The sequence below is a fragment of the Streptomyces sp. NBC_01288 genome (genome assembly GCF_035982055.1).
GTDB lineage: Bacteria > Actinomycetota > Actinomycetes > Streptomycetales > Streptomycetaceae > Streptomyces.
The window spans coordinates 9,834,698-9,849,666 of sequence record NZ_CP108427.1 but is presented as its reverse complement, the minus strand read 5'-3'; the positions used below and the strand labels follow the sequence as shown (position 1 = coordinate 9,849,666).

The following is a 14,969-nucleotide window of genomic DNA, read 5'->3' as shown; positions in this document are numbered from 1 at the left end:
CTGTCAGACGTACGACGCTAGGAGTCACCGTTGACCACCGCCGACGCCGGCACCACAGCAGCACCGGTGCCGACCCAGTCCACGTACCAGAACCGTGTCGCGGACTACTGGAACGCCGAAGAGAACCCGGTCAACCTCGCCCTCGGGCAGCTCGACGACCTGTACCACCACCACTACGGAATAGGCGGGGCCGACGAGTCCGTGCTCGACGAACCCGATCCCGTCCGGCGCCGGGAGCGGCTCACCGCCGAACTACACCGTCTGGAGCACGCACAGGCCGAACTCCTCGCCTCCCACCTCGGGCAACTCACCCCGGACGACCGGGTGTTCGACGCGGGCTGCGGTCGAGGTGGGGGCAGTGTGGTGGCGCATCTGCGGTACGGCTGCCGGGCCGACGGGGTGACGATCTCCGCCAAACAGGCCGAGTTCGCCAACGCGCAGGCACGCAAGCGGGGTATCGACGGCAAGGTGCGCTGTCACCACCGCGACATGCTCGACACCGGCTTCCCGACAGGGGAGTTCGCCGCGTCGTGGAACAACGAGTCCACGATGTATGTGGAGTTGGACCTGCTGTTCGCCGAGCACGCCCGGCTGCTGCGCCGCGGCGGACGCTATGTGGTGATCACCGGCTGCTACAACGACACGTACGGCCGGGCCTCGCGCGAGGTGTCCCTCATCAACGCCCACTACATCTGCGACATCCACCCCAGGTCGGAGTACTTCCGGGCGATGGCCCGCAACCGGCTGGTGCCCGTCCATGTCCAGGACCTCACCGAGGACACGATCCCCTACTGGGCACTGCGCAAGCAGGCCGACCACCTGGTGACGGGGATCGAGGACACCTTCCTCGACGCCTACCGCAACGGCAGTTTCCAGTATCTGCTGATCGCGGCCGACCGGGTCTGAGGCTCAGCGCCCGGCGATCCTGGAGGCCGCCTCCGGGAGGCCGGGCACCGGGTCGAGCAGGTCCAGCGTGCCGTGCGCCCGCAACAGGCGCACGGTACGCGGGGCGCACACCACGGCGAACCCCGCCCCACGCTCCAGCACCCGACGGCGGAAACGCAGCACCAGGTTGAGCCCGGTGGAGTCGATGAACGTGGCGCGGCGCAGATCGACGACGTAGGCAGGCGCGCGCAGATCGACGACCAGCAGGCCGTCCCGCGCGCCCAGCAGGGCGTGTTGACCGGGTGCGGGCCAGGACACGAGGAGCGCACACTCCAACTCGCCCTGCCCGACACACCTGTTGTGGTCGACGGGGACCGGCTGCGGCTGGCCCGGGTGCTGACGAACCTGCTGTCCAACGCGCTCAAGTACACCCCGCCGGCGGGCTTACGGAGGTGGGGCTCACGGTCGAGGACAACGCGGACCTGGCGGCGACCTACCGCAAGTTGCTGGAGCGGCAGCGCCACCACGTCACCGCCGTCCACACCGCCCCGGACGCGCTCACCGCGACCGAGTCCGACGTCTTCGACGTGGTCCTGTGCGACCTGGGCCTGCCCGACACCGACGGCTACACGGTGGCCCGTACGGTACGCGCCAGCCCGCACGGCGCCCGGCCGCGACTGATCGCGGTCTCCGGTTTCAGTCAGGGCACCGACCGCTCGCTGTCCCGGGCGGCCGGCTTCGACGCCCATCTCGCCAAGCCGCTCCCGCTGACCGACCTGCTGGAGTTCCTGGAGAGTCCCGAGTAGTCAGGTGTCTTCCTCCAACCGCCCGGCTGTGCTTGCCTGAGGGGCCGTTTTCCGGTGCCCGGGGCGGGAGTTGGCGTATGCGGAAGCCGTGGATCGTAGGTGTGGTGCTGGCCGCGATGCTGCTCGGCGCGTGCACGGACCCGGCGTCCGGACCCGAGGTCGCGCCGCCCACCCCGTCCGTGCCGACCACCACACAACGGCAGGCGCCGGCCTCGCCGAGCAGTGCCCCGGTGGTGAAGTCGGCGCCCCGGGTGCTGTATGTCGGGGACTCCCTCGCGATGGAGAGCCAGAATGTCCTCGGGCGGGAGTTGCGCGGCCAGTTGGACGCGACGTACACGAGTGCCCCGTACTCGGGGACCACTCCGTGCGACTACCTGGAGGGCTCCAAGGAGGGTTCGCTGGTCCCGGCCGGGGACAAGGCACCCGCGCTGGTGCGTGCGCTGCACCCGGACTTCGTGGTGCTCCAGTTCTGGGGCAACGCGTGGGGCTACACGCCCTGCATGGACGGGATCACCTACGACGCCGACCGGGAGGCGTACTTCACGCGGTACAAGGCCGACGTCAAGAAGCTCACCGCGCAGATCGCGACCGCCGGTGGCGCTCAACGGCCCACGCTCGTCTGGGTGTTGCAGGGCCCCGACCCGATCACGCCCGAGCGCGTCCAGGCGGTGAACGCGCTCTACGAGTCCCAGGCCAGGTCGGCGGGCGACCTCGTCGCCGACGCCGGCAGCACCGTGAGCCGCGCCGGAGCCCGCTACACCTGGACCCAGTACCTCCCCTGCACCGCCTACGAACGCGCCCACCCCGACTACTGCACCCAGCCGGGCAACGGCCGCACGGCCCTGCACCTCGACTCGGACTATCTGCACTTCTGCCTGGCGCCGACGACCTCGACGCCCAGGCCGTGCCCGGTCCCCTCCCCCGGCATCCTGCGGATCGCCCGGGAGATCACTCGGGTGATCGGCGACCGAGCTCCGTCTCGATGAGGCGGTTGAGGTGCCGGCGGGCGTCCTGAGTGCTCAACGGGGGTACCTGGCGCAGCCGTTGCAGGGCGAGGCCGTCGGCGAGGGCGGCGAAACGGACCGTGAAGCCGTCGAGGTCCTCGGCGTCGAACTCGCCGTCTGTGACGCCCCGTTGGGCCAGTGCGCGGATCTGCTGGTGCCAGGTCTCGTAGCGATGCGCCTGGCCGCCGCTGAAGGCCGCGTCCGTGCCCTGTTCGCCCGCGTTCCAGTAGTCGAACCACATGCGCCAGTGCCGGTCGGTGTCCTCGGTGAACAGCGCGTCGACGAGCAGCCGCAGCGCCTCGGCACCGCTCGTCGCCTGCTCGGCCGCCTCGCTCAACTCGGCGTAGTAGCGCTCGATATGGAGGACCATCGCCTCGGAGAGGATCTCCTGCACACTGCCGAAGTGGTAGGTGACGGTGCCGACGGAGACGCCGGCCGCCGCCGCCACGTCCCGCACGCCGACGGCGGCGTAACCGCGTTCCGCTATCAACGGGACGGCCGCCTCGACGATGAGCCGGCGGCGCACCTCGGTGGGCTGCCGGGTGCGGTCGGCGGCGGCGACGGCTCGGCGCGGGGACTTGGTGGCCGGCTGGGGCTGCTTGGCGGCCGTCATCCCGACGTCCTCGGGGTGGTGCGGTGCCATGCTCGCTCGGCCACTGTCTCTCCGTTCGCCCGTGCTTCGACGCGACTGTCCATGACGAAGTCCGCGGCCGTGGCGCGCAGCTCCGTCCGCGCCATGATCTCAGCGTCGTAGTCGTCACCGCGGCGCAACCGGATCCGCCACTCCGAGACGGCGTGCGCGGACAGCGGGTCGTCGCCGTGGATGCGGTATGTCTCCCGCGCGCTCTCCTCGTAGCGCAGCCCGTCCGGATACGTCCGCGATCCCCCGTAGTTGGGGTCCACCTCCAGCGTCCACTCCCCCTTGGCGACATCGTGCGTGACGAGTCGCTCGGGGGTCGGCTCGGCGGGCCGGTCGTAGGTCACGTCGAGCGGTGTCGCCTGTTCGGGCTCCTCGAAACGGATCAGCGGCTCGTATCCGGCTTCGCGCAGGGGCAGTTGTACGGCGCTCTCGGCCGGGACGATCCGCAACTCGCCGCGCTCGCCGTGCGGCCAGACCCACGGCCAGTACGTGTCGGAGACGGCGAGCCGAATGCGGTGGCCGGGCGGGAGGGCGTAGCCGATGCCGGTCAGCTCGAACTCGATGTCCTCGTACGTCCCCGGTGTCCACTCGACGGCCTGGTCACGGCCGTGCCTGCTCAGCAGGTTGAGCACGCCCCGGGTGACGAGCGTGGACGAGCCGTCCGGGGCCACGTCGCACAGCCGGGCGATGACGTGGGCGCGCGGGGTGCTGCTGTCGAGGCGGAGCCGGACGCGCGGGCGGCCGAGGATCTCGACGCGTTCGGTGAGCGGTTCGGAGTCGAAGCAGACCGAACGGCCGTCCTCCTCGCGCTGGTCCGGCGGCAGGTCGCTCGCGTTGCCGAAGGGGAAGAAGCGCCCGGCGTCGAGGCCGGTGTGCTGCGGGGAGCGTACGACCACGGGGTCCGCGCTCGCACCGAGGGGACGTGAGTCCCAACTGACCTGCTGGCTCGGCCACTTGGCGTCACCCACCCAACGGCCGGGCAGCACGTCGTACGACGTCGCAGGCGGGACCGGGTCGGTGATCCAGGCCCGCAGCAGGGGCTCCGCCATGGCTCCCGTGTCGATGCCCTTGAGGTGCTGGTCCCACCAGCGCAGGGTCTCCTGGAGGAAGCCGATGGCGGGGCCGGGCGGCAGGCCGCGGTCGGGGTACTGGTGCGACCACGGGCCGACGATGCCCCGGACGCGGTCCTCTGGCAGGTGCTCGACGAGCCGCAACACGGCGTCGCGGTACGGGTCGTTCCAGCCGCCGACCGCGAGGACGGCCGCGTCGATGGCGGTGTAGTCCTCGCAGACGCTGCCGTGCTTCCAGTAGTCGTCGCGCTGTTGGTGGTCGAGCCAGGTGTGCAGGAAGGGTTCGAGGGCGTCGAGGCGCTCGCGCCACATCGGCACCCAGCGGTCCGCACCGACGCTCACCGGGTCCGGCGGCCGGGACGCGAAGGCCAGCATGGTGCCCGCCCAGGCGAGCATGTCGATGCCGAGGACGGCGCCGCCCGTGTAGTGGACGTCGTTGTCGTACCGGTCGTCGGTCGAGCAGACGGTGACGATCGCCTTGAGCGGTTCGGGCGCGAGGGCGGCGATCTGGAGGGCGTTGAAGCCGCCCCAGGAGATGCCGAACATGCCGACCTTGCCGGTGCACCAGGGCTGTGCGGCAAGCCAGTTGACGACGTCGACGCCGTCCGCGAGTTCCTGCGCGTCGTACTCGTCGCCGGGCAGGCCCTCGCTGTCGCCGTGGCCCCGGATGTCGACACGGACGGAGGCGTAACCGTGTCCTGCGTACCAGGGGTGGCGCTGGGCGTCGCGCGGTGCCGTCCAGTCGCTCTTGCGGTACGGGAGGTATTCGAGCAGCGCGGGTACGGGGTCCGACTCGGCGTCATCGGGCCGCCAGATGCGGGCGTGCAGCCGGGTCCTTCCGTCCCGGGTGGGGATCCAGACGTCCTCACGGACGACCTGGCGCTCGAACTGTTCGCGGTACTTCACAAAGCTCCTTCTGCCACAGGGGCGTTGAGGGGACGCCAGCGTCGGACGCGGTGGCCGTCGGCGCCGTGTTCGGTCCAGATGTCGTCGCCGTCCGCCGCGTCGGCCCAGTCGGCGGTGTCGTCGACGTAGGGCAGTGCATCGGGGTCGGGTTCGAGGGCGGCCGCCATGAGTTGGCGGGTGTAGGGGTGTTGGGGGTCGGCGAAGACTGTCTCCGTCGGGCCCTCCTCGACGACGACTCCGTGGCGCAGGACCACGACCCGGTCCGCGATGCCCCGTACGACGGCCAGGTCGTGGCTGATGAACAGACAGGCCAGGTCGCGCTCGCGCCGCAGGTCGTCGAGGAGTCGGAGCACGTCGGCCTGGACCGACACATCCAAGGCGGTGGTGATCTCGTCGGCGATCAGGACGTCCGGCTCACCCGCCAACGCCCTTGCGATGCCTATGCGTTGGCGCTGACCGCCGGAGAGCTGCGCGGGCAGGCGGTCGGCGAGGGCGGGGTCGAGCCGTACGTCGGAGATCAGCTGTCGGGCCCGCTCGGTCGCCTCCGTGCGGTCGGTCACCGTGCCGAAGAAGCGCAACGGGTGGCGGACCGCGTCGCCCACGGAGCGGCGGGGGTTGAGCGAGGTGTCGGCGTTCTGGAAGACGAGCTGTACCCGGCGGCGCAGCGACAGCGGTCGTTGCTGCGCGGGTCGGGCGAGGTCGCCGTCCGCGTGGTTCATTGTGCCGCCGGACGGGGTGCGCAGTCCGGCCAGGCTCCACGCGAGGGTGGACTTGCCGCTGCCCGACTCGCCTACAAGGGCGAGGACTTCGCCGCGCCGGACGTCGAAGGAGACGCCGTGGACGGCGCGGGTGCTGCCGTAGTCGATGGTGATGTCCTGCGCGGAGACGGCCACGGGGGCGTCGGCGGGGACTTCCGCCCGGGGCCTGACCTCCCGCTCCCCCGCCTCGCCGACGACCGCGAGCCCGGTGTCGTCGAGGCGCGGCACGCTCGCCAACAGGCGCTTGGTGTACGGGTCTTGGGGCTGGGCGAACAGCTGCCTGGTGGGCGCCGATTCCACCACGCGGCCGGACCGCAGGACGGTCACCTCGTCGGCCATGTGCGCGACGACGCCGAGGTCGTGGCTCACCAGCACGGCGGCGAGGCCGAGTTCGTCGCTCAGGGCGGCGATCAGGTCGAGGACGCTGCGCTGGGTGATGACGTCCAGGCCGGTCGTCGGCTCGTCGAGGACCAGGACCTTGGGGCGGGCCGCGATGGCCATGGCGATGGCGACGCGCTGCTGCTGGCCGCCGGAGAGTTCGTGCGGGTAACGGCGGGCGAGTTCGGCGGGGTTCGGCAGCCGGACCTGTTCGAGGAGTTCCTCGACGGGCACGTCACCGCCCGCCTCGGCGATCTGCCGGCCGATGCGCATGGAGGGGGTGAGGGCGTGGCCGGCGTTCTGGCCGACCATCGCGACCGTTCCGCCGCGCAGCTGTCGCAACTCCCGTGCGGGCAGGGCGAATACGTCGGCGCCGGCCACCTCGACCGAGCCCCCGGTGATCCGGGAGCCGTGTCGCAGGTGGCCGAGGAGGGTCGCGGCGATGGTCGACTTGCCGCTGCCGGACTCACCGACGAGGGCGTGGGTCTGGCCCTCGGCGACGTCCAGGGACACCTCGTGCACGACGGGTATGTCCTGGCCGCCCGAACGGTAGGCCACGGAGAGGGAGTTGACGGACACGATCGAGGCCATCAGGAGCCCTCCCTGATCCGGTCGACGCCCCACGCCTTGGACAGGCCGTCGGCCGCGAGGTTGAGCCCGACCACGAGGGTGGCCAGGGCGATGATGGGGGCGATGCTGGCCATCGGGACGACGGTGATGGCGGTGCGGTTCTCGGCGACCATCAAGCCCCAGTCGGGAGTGGGCGGGTCGGCGCCGAAGCCGAGGAAGGACAGCGAGGAGATCAGCAGGACGACCCAGGAGGCCCGCATCGCGAACTCCACGCACACCACGTCGGTGATGTTCGGCAGGATCTCCCGGCGCAGGATCGACCAGGTGCTCTCGCCGCGGGCGCGGGCCGCGGTCACGTAGTCGGCGGGGACCACCGCGAGGGCGGCGCCGCGGACGACACGGACGACCTGCGGGACGTAGGTGATCGCGACGGCGAGGACGATGACCGACGGGCCGGTGCCGAGGGCGGTCACGACGACGAGCAGTGCGAGGACCGAGGGGATGGACAGGATCGCGTCCAGGACCCGGCCCAGTACGTCGTCGAACCAGCCGCCGCGCAGGGCCGCCGCGCAGCCGATGACCGTGCCGAGGGCGACGGTGATCAGGGTCGCGGTGACGGAGATGCCGAGCGCGTACCGGCCGCCGTAGAGGACGCGGGCGAGGACGTCCCGGCCGTACTGGTCGGTGCCGGCCCAGTGGCTCCAACTCGACCCGAGGAGGGCATGGTCGGCGTCGTTGGCGATCGGGTCGTAGGAGGTGAGGAGGGGGGCGAGCAGCGCGATCAGGACGTGTACGGCGACGATCGCGAGGCCGACGAGTGCGGTGCGGGAACTGCTCACGGTGCGCCAGGCGCGGACGGTGCGGGCGCCTCGTACGGTGGTCGGCGCGGCGGTGTCGAGCGTGGTCATCGAGTCCTCCCTCGGGTGCGGAGCCTGGGGTTGAGGGCCATGGTGGCGAGGTCGGCCGCGAGGTTGCAGACGACGTAGACGACCGCGCTGATGAGGGCGATGGCCTGGATGGTGGGCAGGTCGCGGTTCTGCACGGAGGAGAGCATCAGCTTGCCGATGCCCGGGTAGTTGAAGACGTTCTCGACCACCGCGACCCCGCCGACCAGCCAGGCGACGTTGAGCGCGATGACGTGCAGGGTGGGCAACAGGGCGCTGGGCAGAGCGTGTCGGGTGACGACCCGCCAGGTGGAGAGGCCCTTGAGGCGGGCGGTGGTGACGTACTCGGTGGCCATCACGTCGATGACCGAGGTGCGGGCCATGCGGACGATGTACGCGGCCATCACCACGGCGAGGGCGAGCGCGGGAAGCCATACGGCGGGCAGGAGTTGGGAGACGCTGGCGTCGGGGCCGTAGAGGACGACCGCGGGGAACCACGGGAGGGCGACCGAGAAGCACAGGACGAGCACGGTGGCCACGACGAACTCGGGGACGCTCATGCCGACGAGGCTGACGGTGGAGATCACGTGGTCGGGCCAGCGGTCGCGGTACAGGCCCGCGAGGATGCCGAGGACGATCGAGCCGGTGACCGCGAAGAGGACCGTGACGATCGCGATCAGCGCGGAGTTGCCCAGGTACATGGACACTTCGCCGCCGACGGCCTTGCCGGAGACGAGGGAGGTGCCGAAGTCGCCGTGCAGGGCGCCCCAGACCCAGTCCCAGTACCGCTCCCAGGCGGGCCGGTCGAGCTTCAGCTGCTTGCGCAGGGCCGCCACGGCGTCCGGGGTCGCGTCCTTGCCGAGGATCTGGGTGGCGACATCGCCGGGCAGGGCCTGGACGGCGAGGAAGACGAGGATGGAGGAGAGGAAGAGGGTGCCAAATGCCGCCGCGATACGGCGGGTTATGAAGGAGAGCATGGTCAGGCTCCCTTCAGGCCGATGTTGAGGTAGTCGAACTCGAAGCCGTGCTCGGCGTATCCGCGCACCTTGCGGGAGATGCCGACGAGCCGGTCGGCGAACATCGGGGTCATCGCCCCGCCTCTCTCGATCACCAACGTCTGCGCCTCGCCGTAGAGTTCGCGCCGTTTGGTGTCGTCGATCTCGGCGCGGGCCTTGTCGAGCACCGCGTCGAACTGCTTGTCGGACCAGGCGGTCTCGTTGTAGGAGGAGCCGCTGCGGAAGATCTGGGTGAAGAGCTGGTCGACGGGCCGGCCGGTGAACCAGTAGGTGGCCATCAGCGGCTTCTTCATCCAGATCTGCGTGTAGTACGAGTCCGCGGAGGCCGTCTTGACCTTGATCCGGATACCGGCGCGCTTGGCCGAGTCCTGGTAGGCGAGTGCCATCGGCGTGAACAGCGGGTCGTAGGAGGAGGTGTAGAGGTCCATCGCCAGACCCTCGTGGCCCGCCTGTTTCAGGAGGTACTTCGCCTTCTCCGGGTCGTGCTTCGGATGCGCGGAGATGTACGCGGGGTAGTTCGGCGGTACGGGGTTGTCCCAGCCGGGGGTGCCCGCGCCCTGGAGGGCGACCTTGACCACGTGCTCGGGGTCGTAGGCGAGCTTCATCGCCTGGCGGACGCGGACGTCGGTGAAGGGCTTCTCGGTGGTGAGCATCGGGAGGACGTACCACTGGGCGTTCTTCACGCGGGCGATGGTCGCGCGGTCCGAGGCGGCGACCACGCGGGCGGTCGCGAAGTCGAGGTTGGTCTGCGAGAGCAGGTCAACCTGCCCTGCCAGTAGGGCATTTGAGCGGGCCGACATGTCGGCGACCGAATAGAAGGCGATCGCGTCGAGGACGGGGCGGCCCGCGAAGTGGTCCTTGTACGCGGTGACGCGGCCGGGGCCCGCCGGTGCGAACGACTCCAGCTTGAAGGGGCCGGTGCCGATACCGGTGCGGCCGATGGACTTCGCGCTGCCGTCGGGGATGACGTAGCAGTTGTAGTGCGTCAGCAGGCTCGGGAACTCGGCGTTCGGGCTCTTCAGCGGGACGACGAGGGTGTGGGCGTCGGGCGTGCCCAGCTTCTCCGGGTCGATCAGCGGGGCGAGCACCGCGGCCTGCGGGGACGCCGTCGCCTTGTCGAGGATGTGGCGCAGCGTGTAGGCGGCGTCGGCGGAGGTGAAGGCGCGGCCGTTGTGGAAGGCGACGCCCTTGCGGAGCCGGAAGGTCCAGGTGCGGGCCTTGGCGTCGGTCTCCCAGGACTCGGCGAGGTCGGGGGCCAGCTCACCGTTCGCGGCGACGCGGACGAGCCGGTTGTAGAGGGCGCCCAGGTACTCGTACGCGGACAGGGAGCTGGCCGGGTCGAGGGTCTCGGCGTCGGAGGCGGGCGGCCGGGCGATGCGCAGGGTGCCGCCGCGGTCGGGGGCGCCCTTCGCGGCGGCGGCCGGCAGGACGGGAGCGGCCTCCGCCCCGGAACAGCCGGTCAGCAGCCAGGACCCGCCGAGCGCGGCGGCCGAGGCGACGCCCGCGGCGAGCACCGACCGGCGGCCCGGGTGGTGGATGTCGGACATGTACCGACCGTCCTTGTCGCTATTCGTTCAGCCGAACGATTGAGTGAAGTTGGTGAACGATAACCAGGGGATGGTTTCCCGCCAACCCTTTGGCGGCGGAAATTAACGTCCGAAACGCACTGGTTACGCGAAGAAGGTGTGCGGGGGCCGCAGGGACGGGCCTCGCGGCGGCTCCGAGGGCGGTCGCTCAGCCGGTGATCTCGCGAGCCCAGGGCAACAACGCCCGCTCCACGAGAACGACGACATAGAAAAGCAGCACGCTCATCGCGCTGAGCAGGGTCATCGCGGCGAAGGCGAGAGGGGTGTCGGCGTTGCCGCCCGAGGCCACGATGACGTATCCGAGGCCCTGGTCACCGCCCGCGAATTCGCCGACGACCGCGCCGACGACGGCCAGGGTGACGCCGAGGCGCAGGCCGGTGAAGACCTGGGGCAGGGCCCAGGGGATGCGGAGTTTGCGGTAGGTCTGCCAGCGGGAGGCGGTGAGGGAGCGGGCCAGTTCGGCCAGTTCCAGGGGGACCGAGGTCAGCCCGGCCATGGTCGACACGACGACGGGGAACCAGGCGAGCAGGGCGACCATGAACACCTTCGGGGCGGTCCCGAAGCCGAGCCAGACCACGAGGAGCGGGGCCACCGCGATCTTGGGTACGGCGTTGACGGCGACCAGGAGCGGCATGACCGCGCGTTCCACGCCACGGGACGCGGTGAGCAGGACGGCGGTCGCGAGTCCGGCGCCCACGGCCAGGCCGAAGCCGACGGCCGTCTCGGTGAACGTCTGCCAGGTCTGCCGGAGCAGATAGCCGGGCAGCCGGTCGAAGGCGTCGACCACATCGGGCGGCGACGGCAGCAGGAACGGCCGGATGTCGAAGGCGACCGTGATCAGCCACCACCCGGCCAGGGCGCACACCGCCGCCAGGACCGGCGGTCCCGCCGACAGGACGCGTCTCACGCGGAGGGCCTGCGACCGATGGTCGAGTAGGTGAAGTGGCCGCGCAGCACGAGCCGGGGGTCGGCCACCAGCCGGTCCAGCTCGTCGAGTTGGGCCTCCGTCATACCGGCCGCCAGGAAGTCCTCCCGCGCCTGCGCGATGTTCGCGCCGATCAGCATCGCCCCCGCCGTACCGCCCGGCCAGGACCGGGCCTGGATCACGGTGTCCACGTCGGTCAGGCCCGCCTCCAGCATGGCGGCGGGCACCCGTCCCGCCCAGGTGGGGTCGTTGCCGTGGGCGGGCAGGACGCGTTCGACGAGCAACTCGTGGTAGTGGTCGACCAGTTGGGCCGCCTCGGCGGTCGGGGCGGCCAGCACCAGCTTGCGGAAGGTCGTCTCGAAGTCCTCCACCACCAGCGCACCACCGGGTGCGAGCCCCGCCGCGAGCCTTCGAAGGATGGCTTCCCGTCCGGGCAGGTGCAGCAGCACCAGCCGGGCGTGGATCACGTCCCAGGGTCCGTCCGGCACCGGGTCGCTCTCCAGGTCGTGCACCAGTACGTCGTACGGCGGACTCGGCGGCAGATGACGGGTGTTGACGTCGGTGGCCAGTACCCGCCCGGTCGATCCCGCCGCGCGGGCCAGCCAGGCGGCGATGCTGCCGCCCCCGGCGCCGGTCTCCAGACAGCGCCGACCGGTCAGGTCACCGAGGGACGACAGCCGCGAGATCGTGAACTCGTCGAGGATCGCCGGGAGTTGACCGTGCCGGTCGACGGCCTCCGGGTGGTCGTTGTCGAAGACGTACGGGAGCGGGGCCTCCACCTCCGTCAACTCCCCTTCATGGCCGCGAAGTCGACCACGTCCTGGGGTTCCATCCCGGGCTGGATGACACCGGCGTTCTGGAGGCTGGTGATGGCCCGCCGCATCCGCGCCTCGGTGATCAGGCCGATGGACGACTCACCCTCGGCCGTCACGGACGGCGTCATCAGTTTGATCTCCGCGGCCGCGGCCGTGGCGTCCGTCTCCGGGTGCTTGGCGTGCAGCAACTTCCCTGCCTCGTCGGGGTGTTGGATCGTGTACTTCAGCCCCTTGAGCAGAGCCGTGCGGAAGCGCTTGACCAGGTCCGGTTTCTTGGCGGCGATGGAGGCCGTGGTGACGGTCGCGTTGCCGTACAGGTCGGGCAGGTAGGTGCTGTAGGGGAACACCACCACGTGTTTCGACCTGGCCTGCACGGTGGCCTTCTCGATCGTGGGCCGGCCGATCAGGAACGTGCTGAGCGCGTCGGCCTTTCCGCTCGCGAGGGCCGGCCCCAACTGGACGGGCTGGACCGCGATCCAGTGGATTCCGGCGGAGTCGATACCGGCGAGCTTGGCGTAGCCGGGGAAGAGCAGCTGGTTCACGGAATTGGCGGCGGCCGCGATCCGTTTGCCCTTGAGGTCCTTCGGGGCGGTGATGCCCGAGCCCTGCATCGCCATGATGGAGACGAGGGTCCGCTGGTGGATGGCGAGCACGGCGCGGAAGTCGCGGTAGGCCGTGGAGTTCTTGGCGCCCGCTGAGATCATCGCGCCCGTGAAGTCCAAACTCGTGAACTGCGCATTTCCGGAGGCGAGGGCCTTGAGGTTCTCGCCGGTGGCCTTTCCGAGTTCAATCTTCACGTCGATTCCCGCCTGCCCGAAATAGCCTTTCTGCTCGGCCACCCAGGCGAAGGCGTCCCGTCCCGCCGCACCGAAGGCGGTGACGTAGGTGATGTGATCCTTGGCCGAACTCGGGCTCTTGGAGGAGGAGTTGGAGTCACAGGCAGCGGCGGCCAGTAACGTGACCGCCGTACAGAACACCGTCGCCGTGCGGTATGAGCGGATCATGCGACCTCCCCTGACGGGGGAATGGGTGGGCGGACGGCGGCACTTGACGGGGCTTTATCGCCGGGGTCGCGATCAGGAAAAGCGTACGCGCGCATGTCACAATCCAGCAGAGCGATTTTCGGTACTCCGCGCACGGCGGCCGACGGGAGTCGACGCGTGATCCAACTACGGGGTGTGTCCAAGGAGTTCGCGCACCGGCGAGGCTCCGTCGAAGCGCTTCACGGCATCGATCTGGAGGCGGCCGACGGCGAGTTCGTGGCCGTCGTCGGACGGTCCGGCTGCGGGAAGTCGACGCTGCTGCGGCTGATCGCCGGGCTGGTGCCGCCGACGCGGGGCGAAGTGCTGATGGGCGGCCGGGCCGTCACCGGGCCGCGCCGCGACTGCGCCGTCCTCTTCCAGCGCCCGGCGCTGCTGCCGTGGCGTTCGGTGCTGGACAACGTGCTGCTGCCTGCGGAGATTGCGGGCGAGCGGCGCAACGGCTCGCGCGAACTGGCGCTGGGACTGATCGAGACGATGGGCCTCGACGGCTTCCAGCGCCGCCTGCCGCACGAGTTGTCCGGCGGGATGCAGCAGCGGGTGGCGCTGTGCCGGTCGCTCATGCGGCGGCCCCGGGTGCTCTTGATGGACGAGCCGTTCTCCGCGCTCGACGCGCTCACCCGGGACGAGTTGTGCGCCGAGTTGCAGCGGACGCACCGCGAGCATCCGTCCACCGTCGTCCTCGTCACGCACTCCGTGGACGAGGCTGTCCTGCTCGCCGATCGGGTGGTCGTCCTCACGCCCCGGCCCGGCCGGATCCGTACGGTCCTCGACATCACCCTGCCCCGTCCGCGCACCCGCGCCGAGGCCGGCCAGGCAGAGCAACTGGCCCGGCGAGCGGCCGAGTTGCACGCGCTGCTGCTGGACAGCGAGAGCTGATCCCACCCGGGCCACGACCACGACGAGCCGGGACGCTCCTGGCACGTCACGATCAACCTGCCCAGAACCGCGATGTGGTGCCAGTACCTCGGCCTCGTCGACCCGGCGGCAGCTGACAGCGGCTGAAGAACACTCCCTGCGCGGGATCGAGCAGGCCCCGATGGCTTCCATGAGCCGGAGCCTGCTCCCCTCGACCACCCGTCACCGGTGACGTGTCCCGTCCGGCCGTCACTCCCCCGCGAAGGCCTTCTCCAGTGCGGCGAGGTCGAACTTGCTCATCGCCATGAAGGACTCCGTCGCGCGGGCGACCTTCGCCGGGTCCGGGTCGGTGATCATCTCGATGAGCCGGCTGGGGACGACCTGCCAGGACACGCCGAACTTGTCCTTGAGCCAGCCGCAGGGGCCGGGCTCGCCGCCGTCGGTGAGCTTGGTCCAGTAGTAGTCGATGTCCTCCTGGTTCTCGCACGGGATCTGGAAGGACACCGCCTCGGTGAACTTGAACTCCGGGCCGCCGTTCAGCCCCACGAACTTCTGGCCGAAGGCCGTGAACTCCACGGTGAGCACCGTGCCCGCCGGCTGCGGGGCGCCCTCGCCGTAGTGGCTGATGCGACCGATGCTGGAGTTCTTGAAGATCGACACGTAGTGGTGGGCGGCTTCCTCGGCCCGGCCCTCGAACCAGAGGCAGGTGGTGAATCCGTCGGTGGGTGCGTCGGTGGTCATGAGCTCCTCCATGAGCTGCGGGTGCATCGAACACGGTCATCTGTATCGACCGGGGCGAGCCCCGAAACTCATCGGTCAACTGGAAAG

General features: G+C 70.4%; 15 protein-coding genes. 4 read left to right on the top strand and 11 right to left on the bottom strand.

Going from position 1 to position 14,969, the window contains the following annotated elements; translation table 11 throughout:
- The first annotated feature begins 30 nt into the window (after positions 1-30).
- Positions 31-906, top strand: a complete 876-nt coding sequence (locus OG194_RS44330; protein WP_327406375.1) for a geranyl diphosphate 2-C-methyltransferase — start codon at positions 31-33, stop codon at positions 904-906.
- 3 nt (positions 907-909) lie between these two features.
- On the opposite strand, the gene OG194_RS44325 is transcribed toward OG194_RS44330, so the two are convergent.
- Entirely contained in the window at positions 910-1,203 is a 294-nt protein-coding gene (locus OG194_RS44325) for an STAS domain-containing protein (RefSeq protein WP_327406374.1), read from the bottom strand.
- A gap of 134 nt (positions 1,204-1,337) precedes the next feature.
- Here OG194_RS44325 and OG194_RS44320 point away from each other — a divergent pair, with 134 nt between their 5' ends.
- Together OG194_RS44320 and OG194_RS44315 are read left to right on the top strand one after the other, a co-directional pair.
- Positions 1,338-1,691 (top strand): response regulator, encoded by a 354-nt coding sequence (locus OG194_RS44320; protein WP_442811763.1) that lies wholly within the window; start codon positions 1,338-1,340, stop codon positions 1,689-1,691.
- Between the two features lie 77 nt (positions 1,692-1,768).
- Positions 1,769-2,677, top strand: coding sequence for an SGNH/GDSL hydrolase family protein (locus OG194_RS44315; protein ID WP_327406373.1), 909 nt, complete (start codon positions 1,769-1,771; stop codon positions 2,675-2,677).
- Here the strand turns inward: OG194_RS44315 and OG194_RS44310 are convergent.
- From OG194_RS44310 to OG194_RS44270, 9 genes are all read right to left on the bottom strand, one after another.
- The gene (locus tag OG194_RS44310) at positions 2,640-3,338 is read right to left on the bottom strand and encodes a TetR/AcrR family transcriptional regulator (protein WP_327406372.1); all 699 of its coding nucleotides are present in this window, start codon (positions 3,336-3,338) and stop codon (positions 2,640-2,642) included. The two genes, OG194_RS44315 and OG194_RS44310, sit on opposite strands and share 38 nt — an antisense overlap.
- Positions 3,305-5,311 carry a CocE/NonD family hydrolase gene (locus OG194_RS44305; protein WP_327406371.1) on the bottom strand — a complete coding sequence of 669 codons (2,007 nt, stop codon included), beginning with the start codon at positions 5,309-5,311 and terminating at the stop codon, positions 3,305-3,307. The genes OG194_RS44310 and OG194_RS44305 overlap by 34 nt, the downstream gene beginning before the upstream one ends.
- Positions 5,308-7,038 (bottom strand): ABC transporter ATP-binding protein, encoded by a 1,731-nt coding sequence (locus tag OG194_RS44300; protein WP_327406370.1) that lies wholly within the window; start codon positions 7,036-7,038, stop codon positions 5,308-5,310. Before OG194_RS44300 ends, OG194_RS44305 begins: the two co-directional genes overlap by 4 nt.
- Entirely contained in the window at positions 7,038-7,925 is an 888-nt protein-coding gene (locus OG194_RS44295; RefSeq protein WP_327406369.1) for an ABC transporter permease, read from the bottom strand. Before OG194_RS44295 ends, OG194_RS44300 begins: the two co-directional genes overlap by 1 nt.
- The gene (locus tag OG194_RS44290) at positions 7,922-8,878 is read right to left on the bottom strand and encodes an ABC transporter permease (protein WP_327406368.1); all 957 of its coding nucleotides are present in this window, start codon (positions 8,876-8,878) and stop codon (positions 7,922-7,924) included. The genes OG194_RS44295 and OG194_RS44290 overlap by 4 nt, the downstream gene beginning before the upstream one ends.
- Positions 8,879-8,880: 2 nt before the next feature.
- Positions 8,881-10,464, bottom strand: a complete 1,584-nt coding sequence (locus OG194_RS44285) for an ABC transporter substrate-binding protein (protein ID WP_327406367.1) — start codon at positions 10,462-10,464, stop codon at positions 8,881-8,883.
- Between the two features lie 187 nt (positions 10,465-10,651).
- Positions 10,652-11,410 carry an ABC transporter permease gene (locus OG194_RS44280; RefSeq protein ID WP_327406366.1) on the bottom strand — a complete coding sequence of 253 codons (759 nt, stop codon included), beginning with the start codon at positions 11,408-11,410 and terminating at the stop codon, positions 10,652-10,654.
- Positions 11,407-12,207 (bottom strand): methyltransferase domain-containing protein, encoded by an 801-nt coding sequence (locus OG194_RS44275; RefSeq protein WP_327407405.1) that lies wholly within the window; start codon positions 12,205-12,207, stop codon positions 11,407-11,409. Before OG194_RS44275 ends, OG194_RS44280 begins: the two co-directional genes overlap by 4 nt.
- Positions 12,208-12,212: 5 nt before the next feature.
- A complete protein-coding gene (locus OG194_RS44270) occupies positions 12,213-13,247 on the bottom strand; it encodes an ABC transporter substrate-binding protein (protein WP_327406365.1) in 1,035 nt (344 codons plus the stop codon).
- Positions 13,248-13,403: 156 nt separating this feature from the next.
- Here OG194_RS44270 and OG194_RS44265 point away from each other — a divergent pair, with 156 nt between their 5' ends.
- Positions 13,404-14,162 (top strand): ABC transporter ATP-binding protein, encoded by a 759-nt coding sequence (locus OG194_RS44265; protein WP_327406364.1) that lies wholly within the window; start codon positions 13,404-13,406, stop codon positions 14,160-14,162.
- A 228-nt stretch (positions 14,163-14,390) separates the two neighbouring features.
- Here OG194_RS44265 and OG194_RS44260 read toward each other — a convergent pair whose 3' ends face one another.
- A complete protein-coding gene (locus OG194_RS44260; RefSeq protein WP_327407404.1) occupies positions 14,391-14,894 on the bottom strand; it encodes a VOC family protein in 504 nt (167 codons plus the stop codon).
- Positions 14,895-14,969 lie beyond the last annotated feature (75 nt).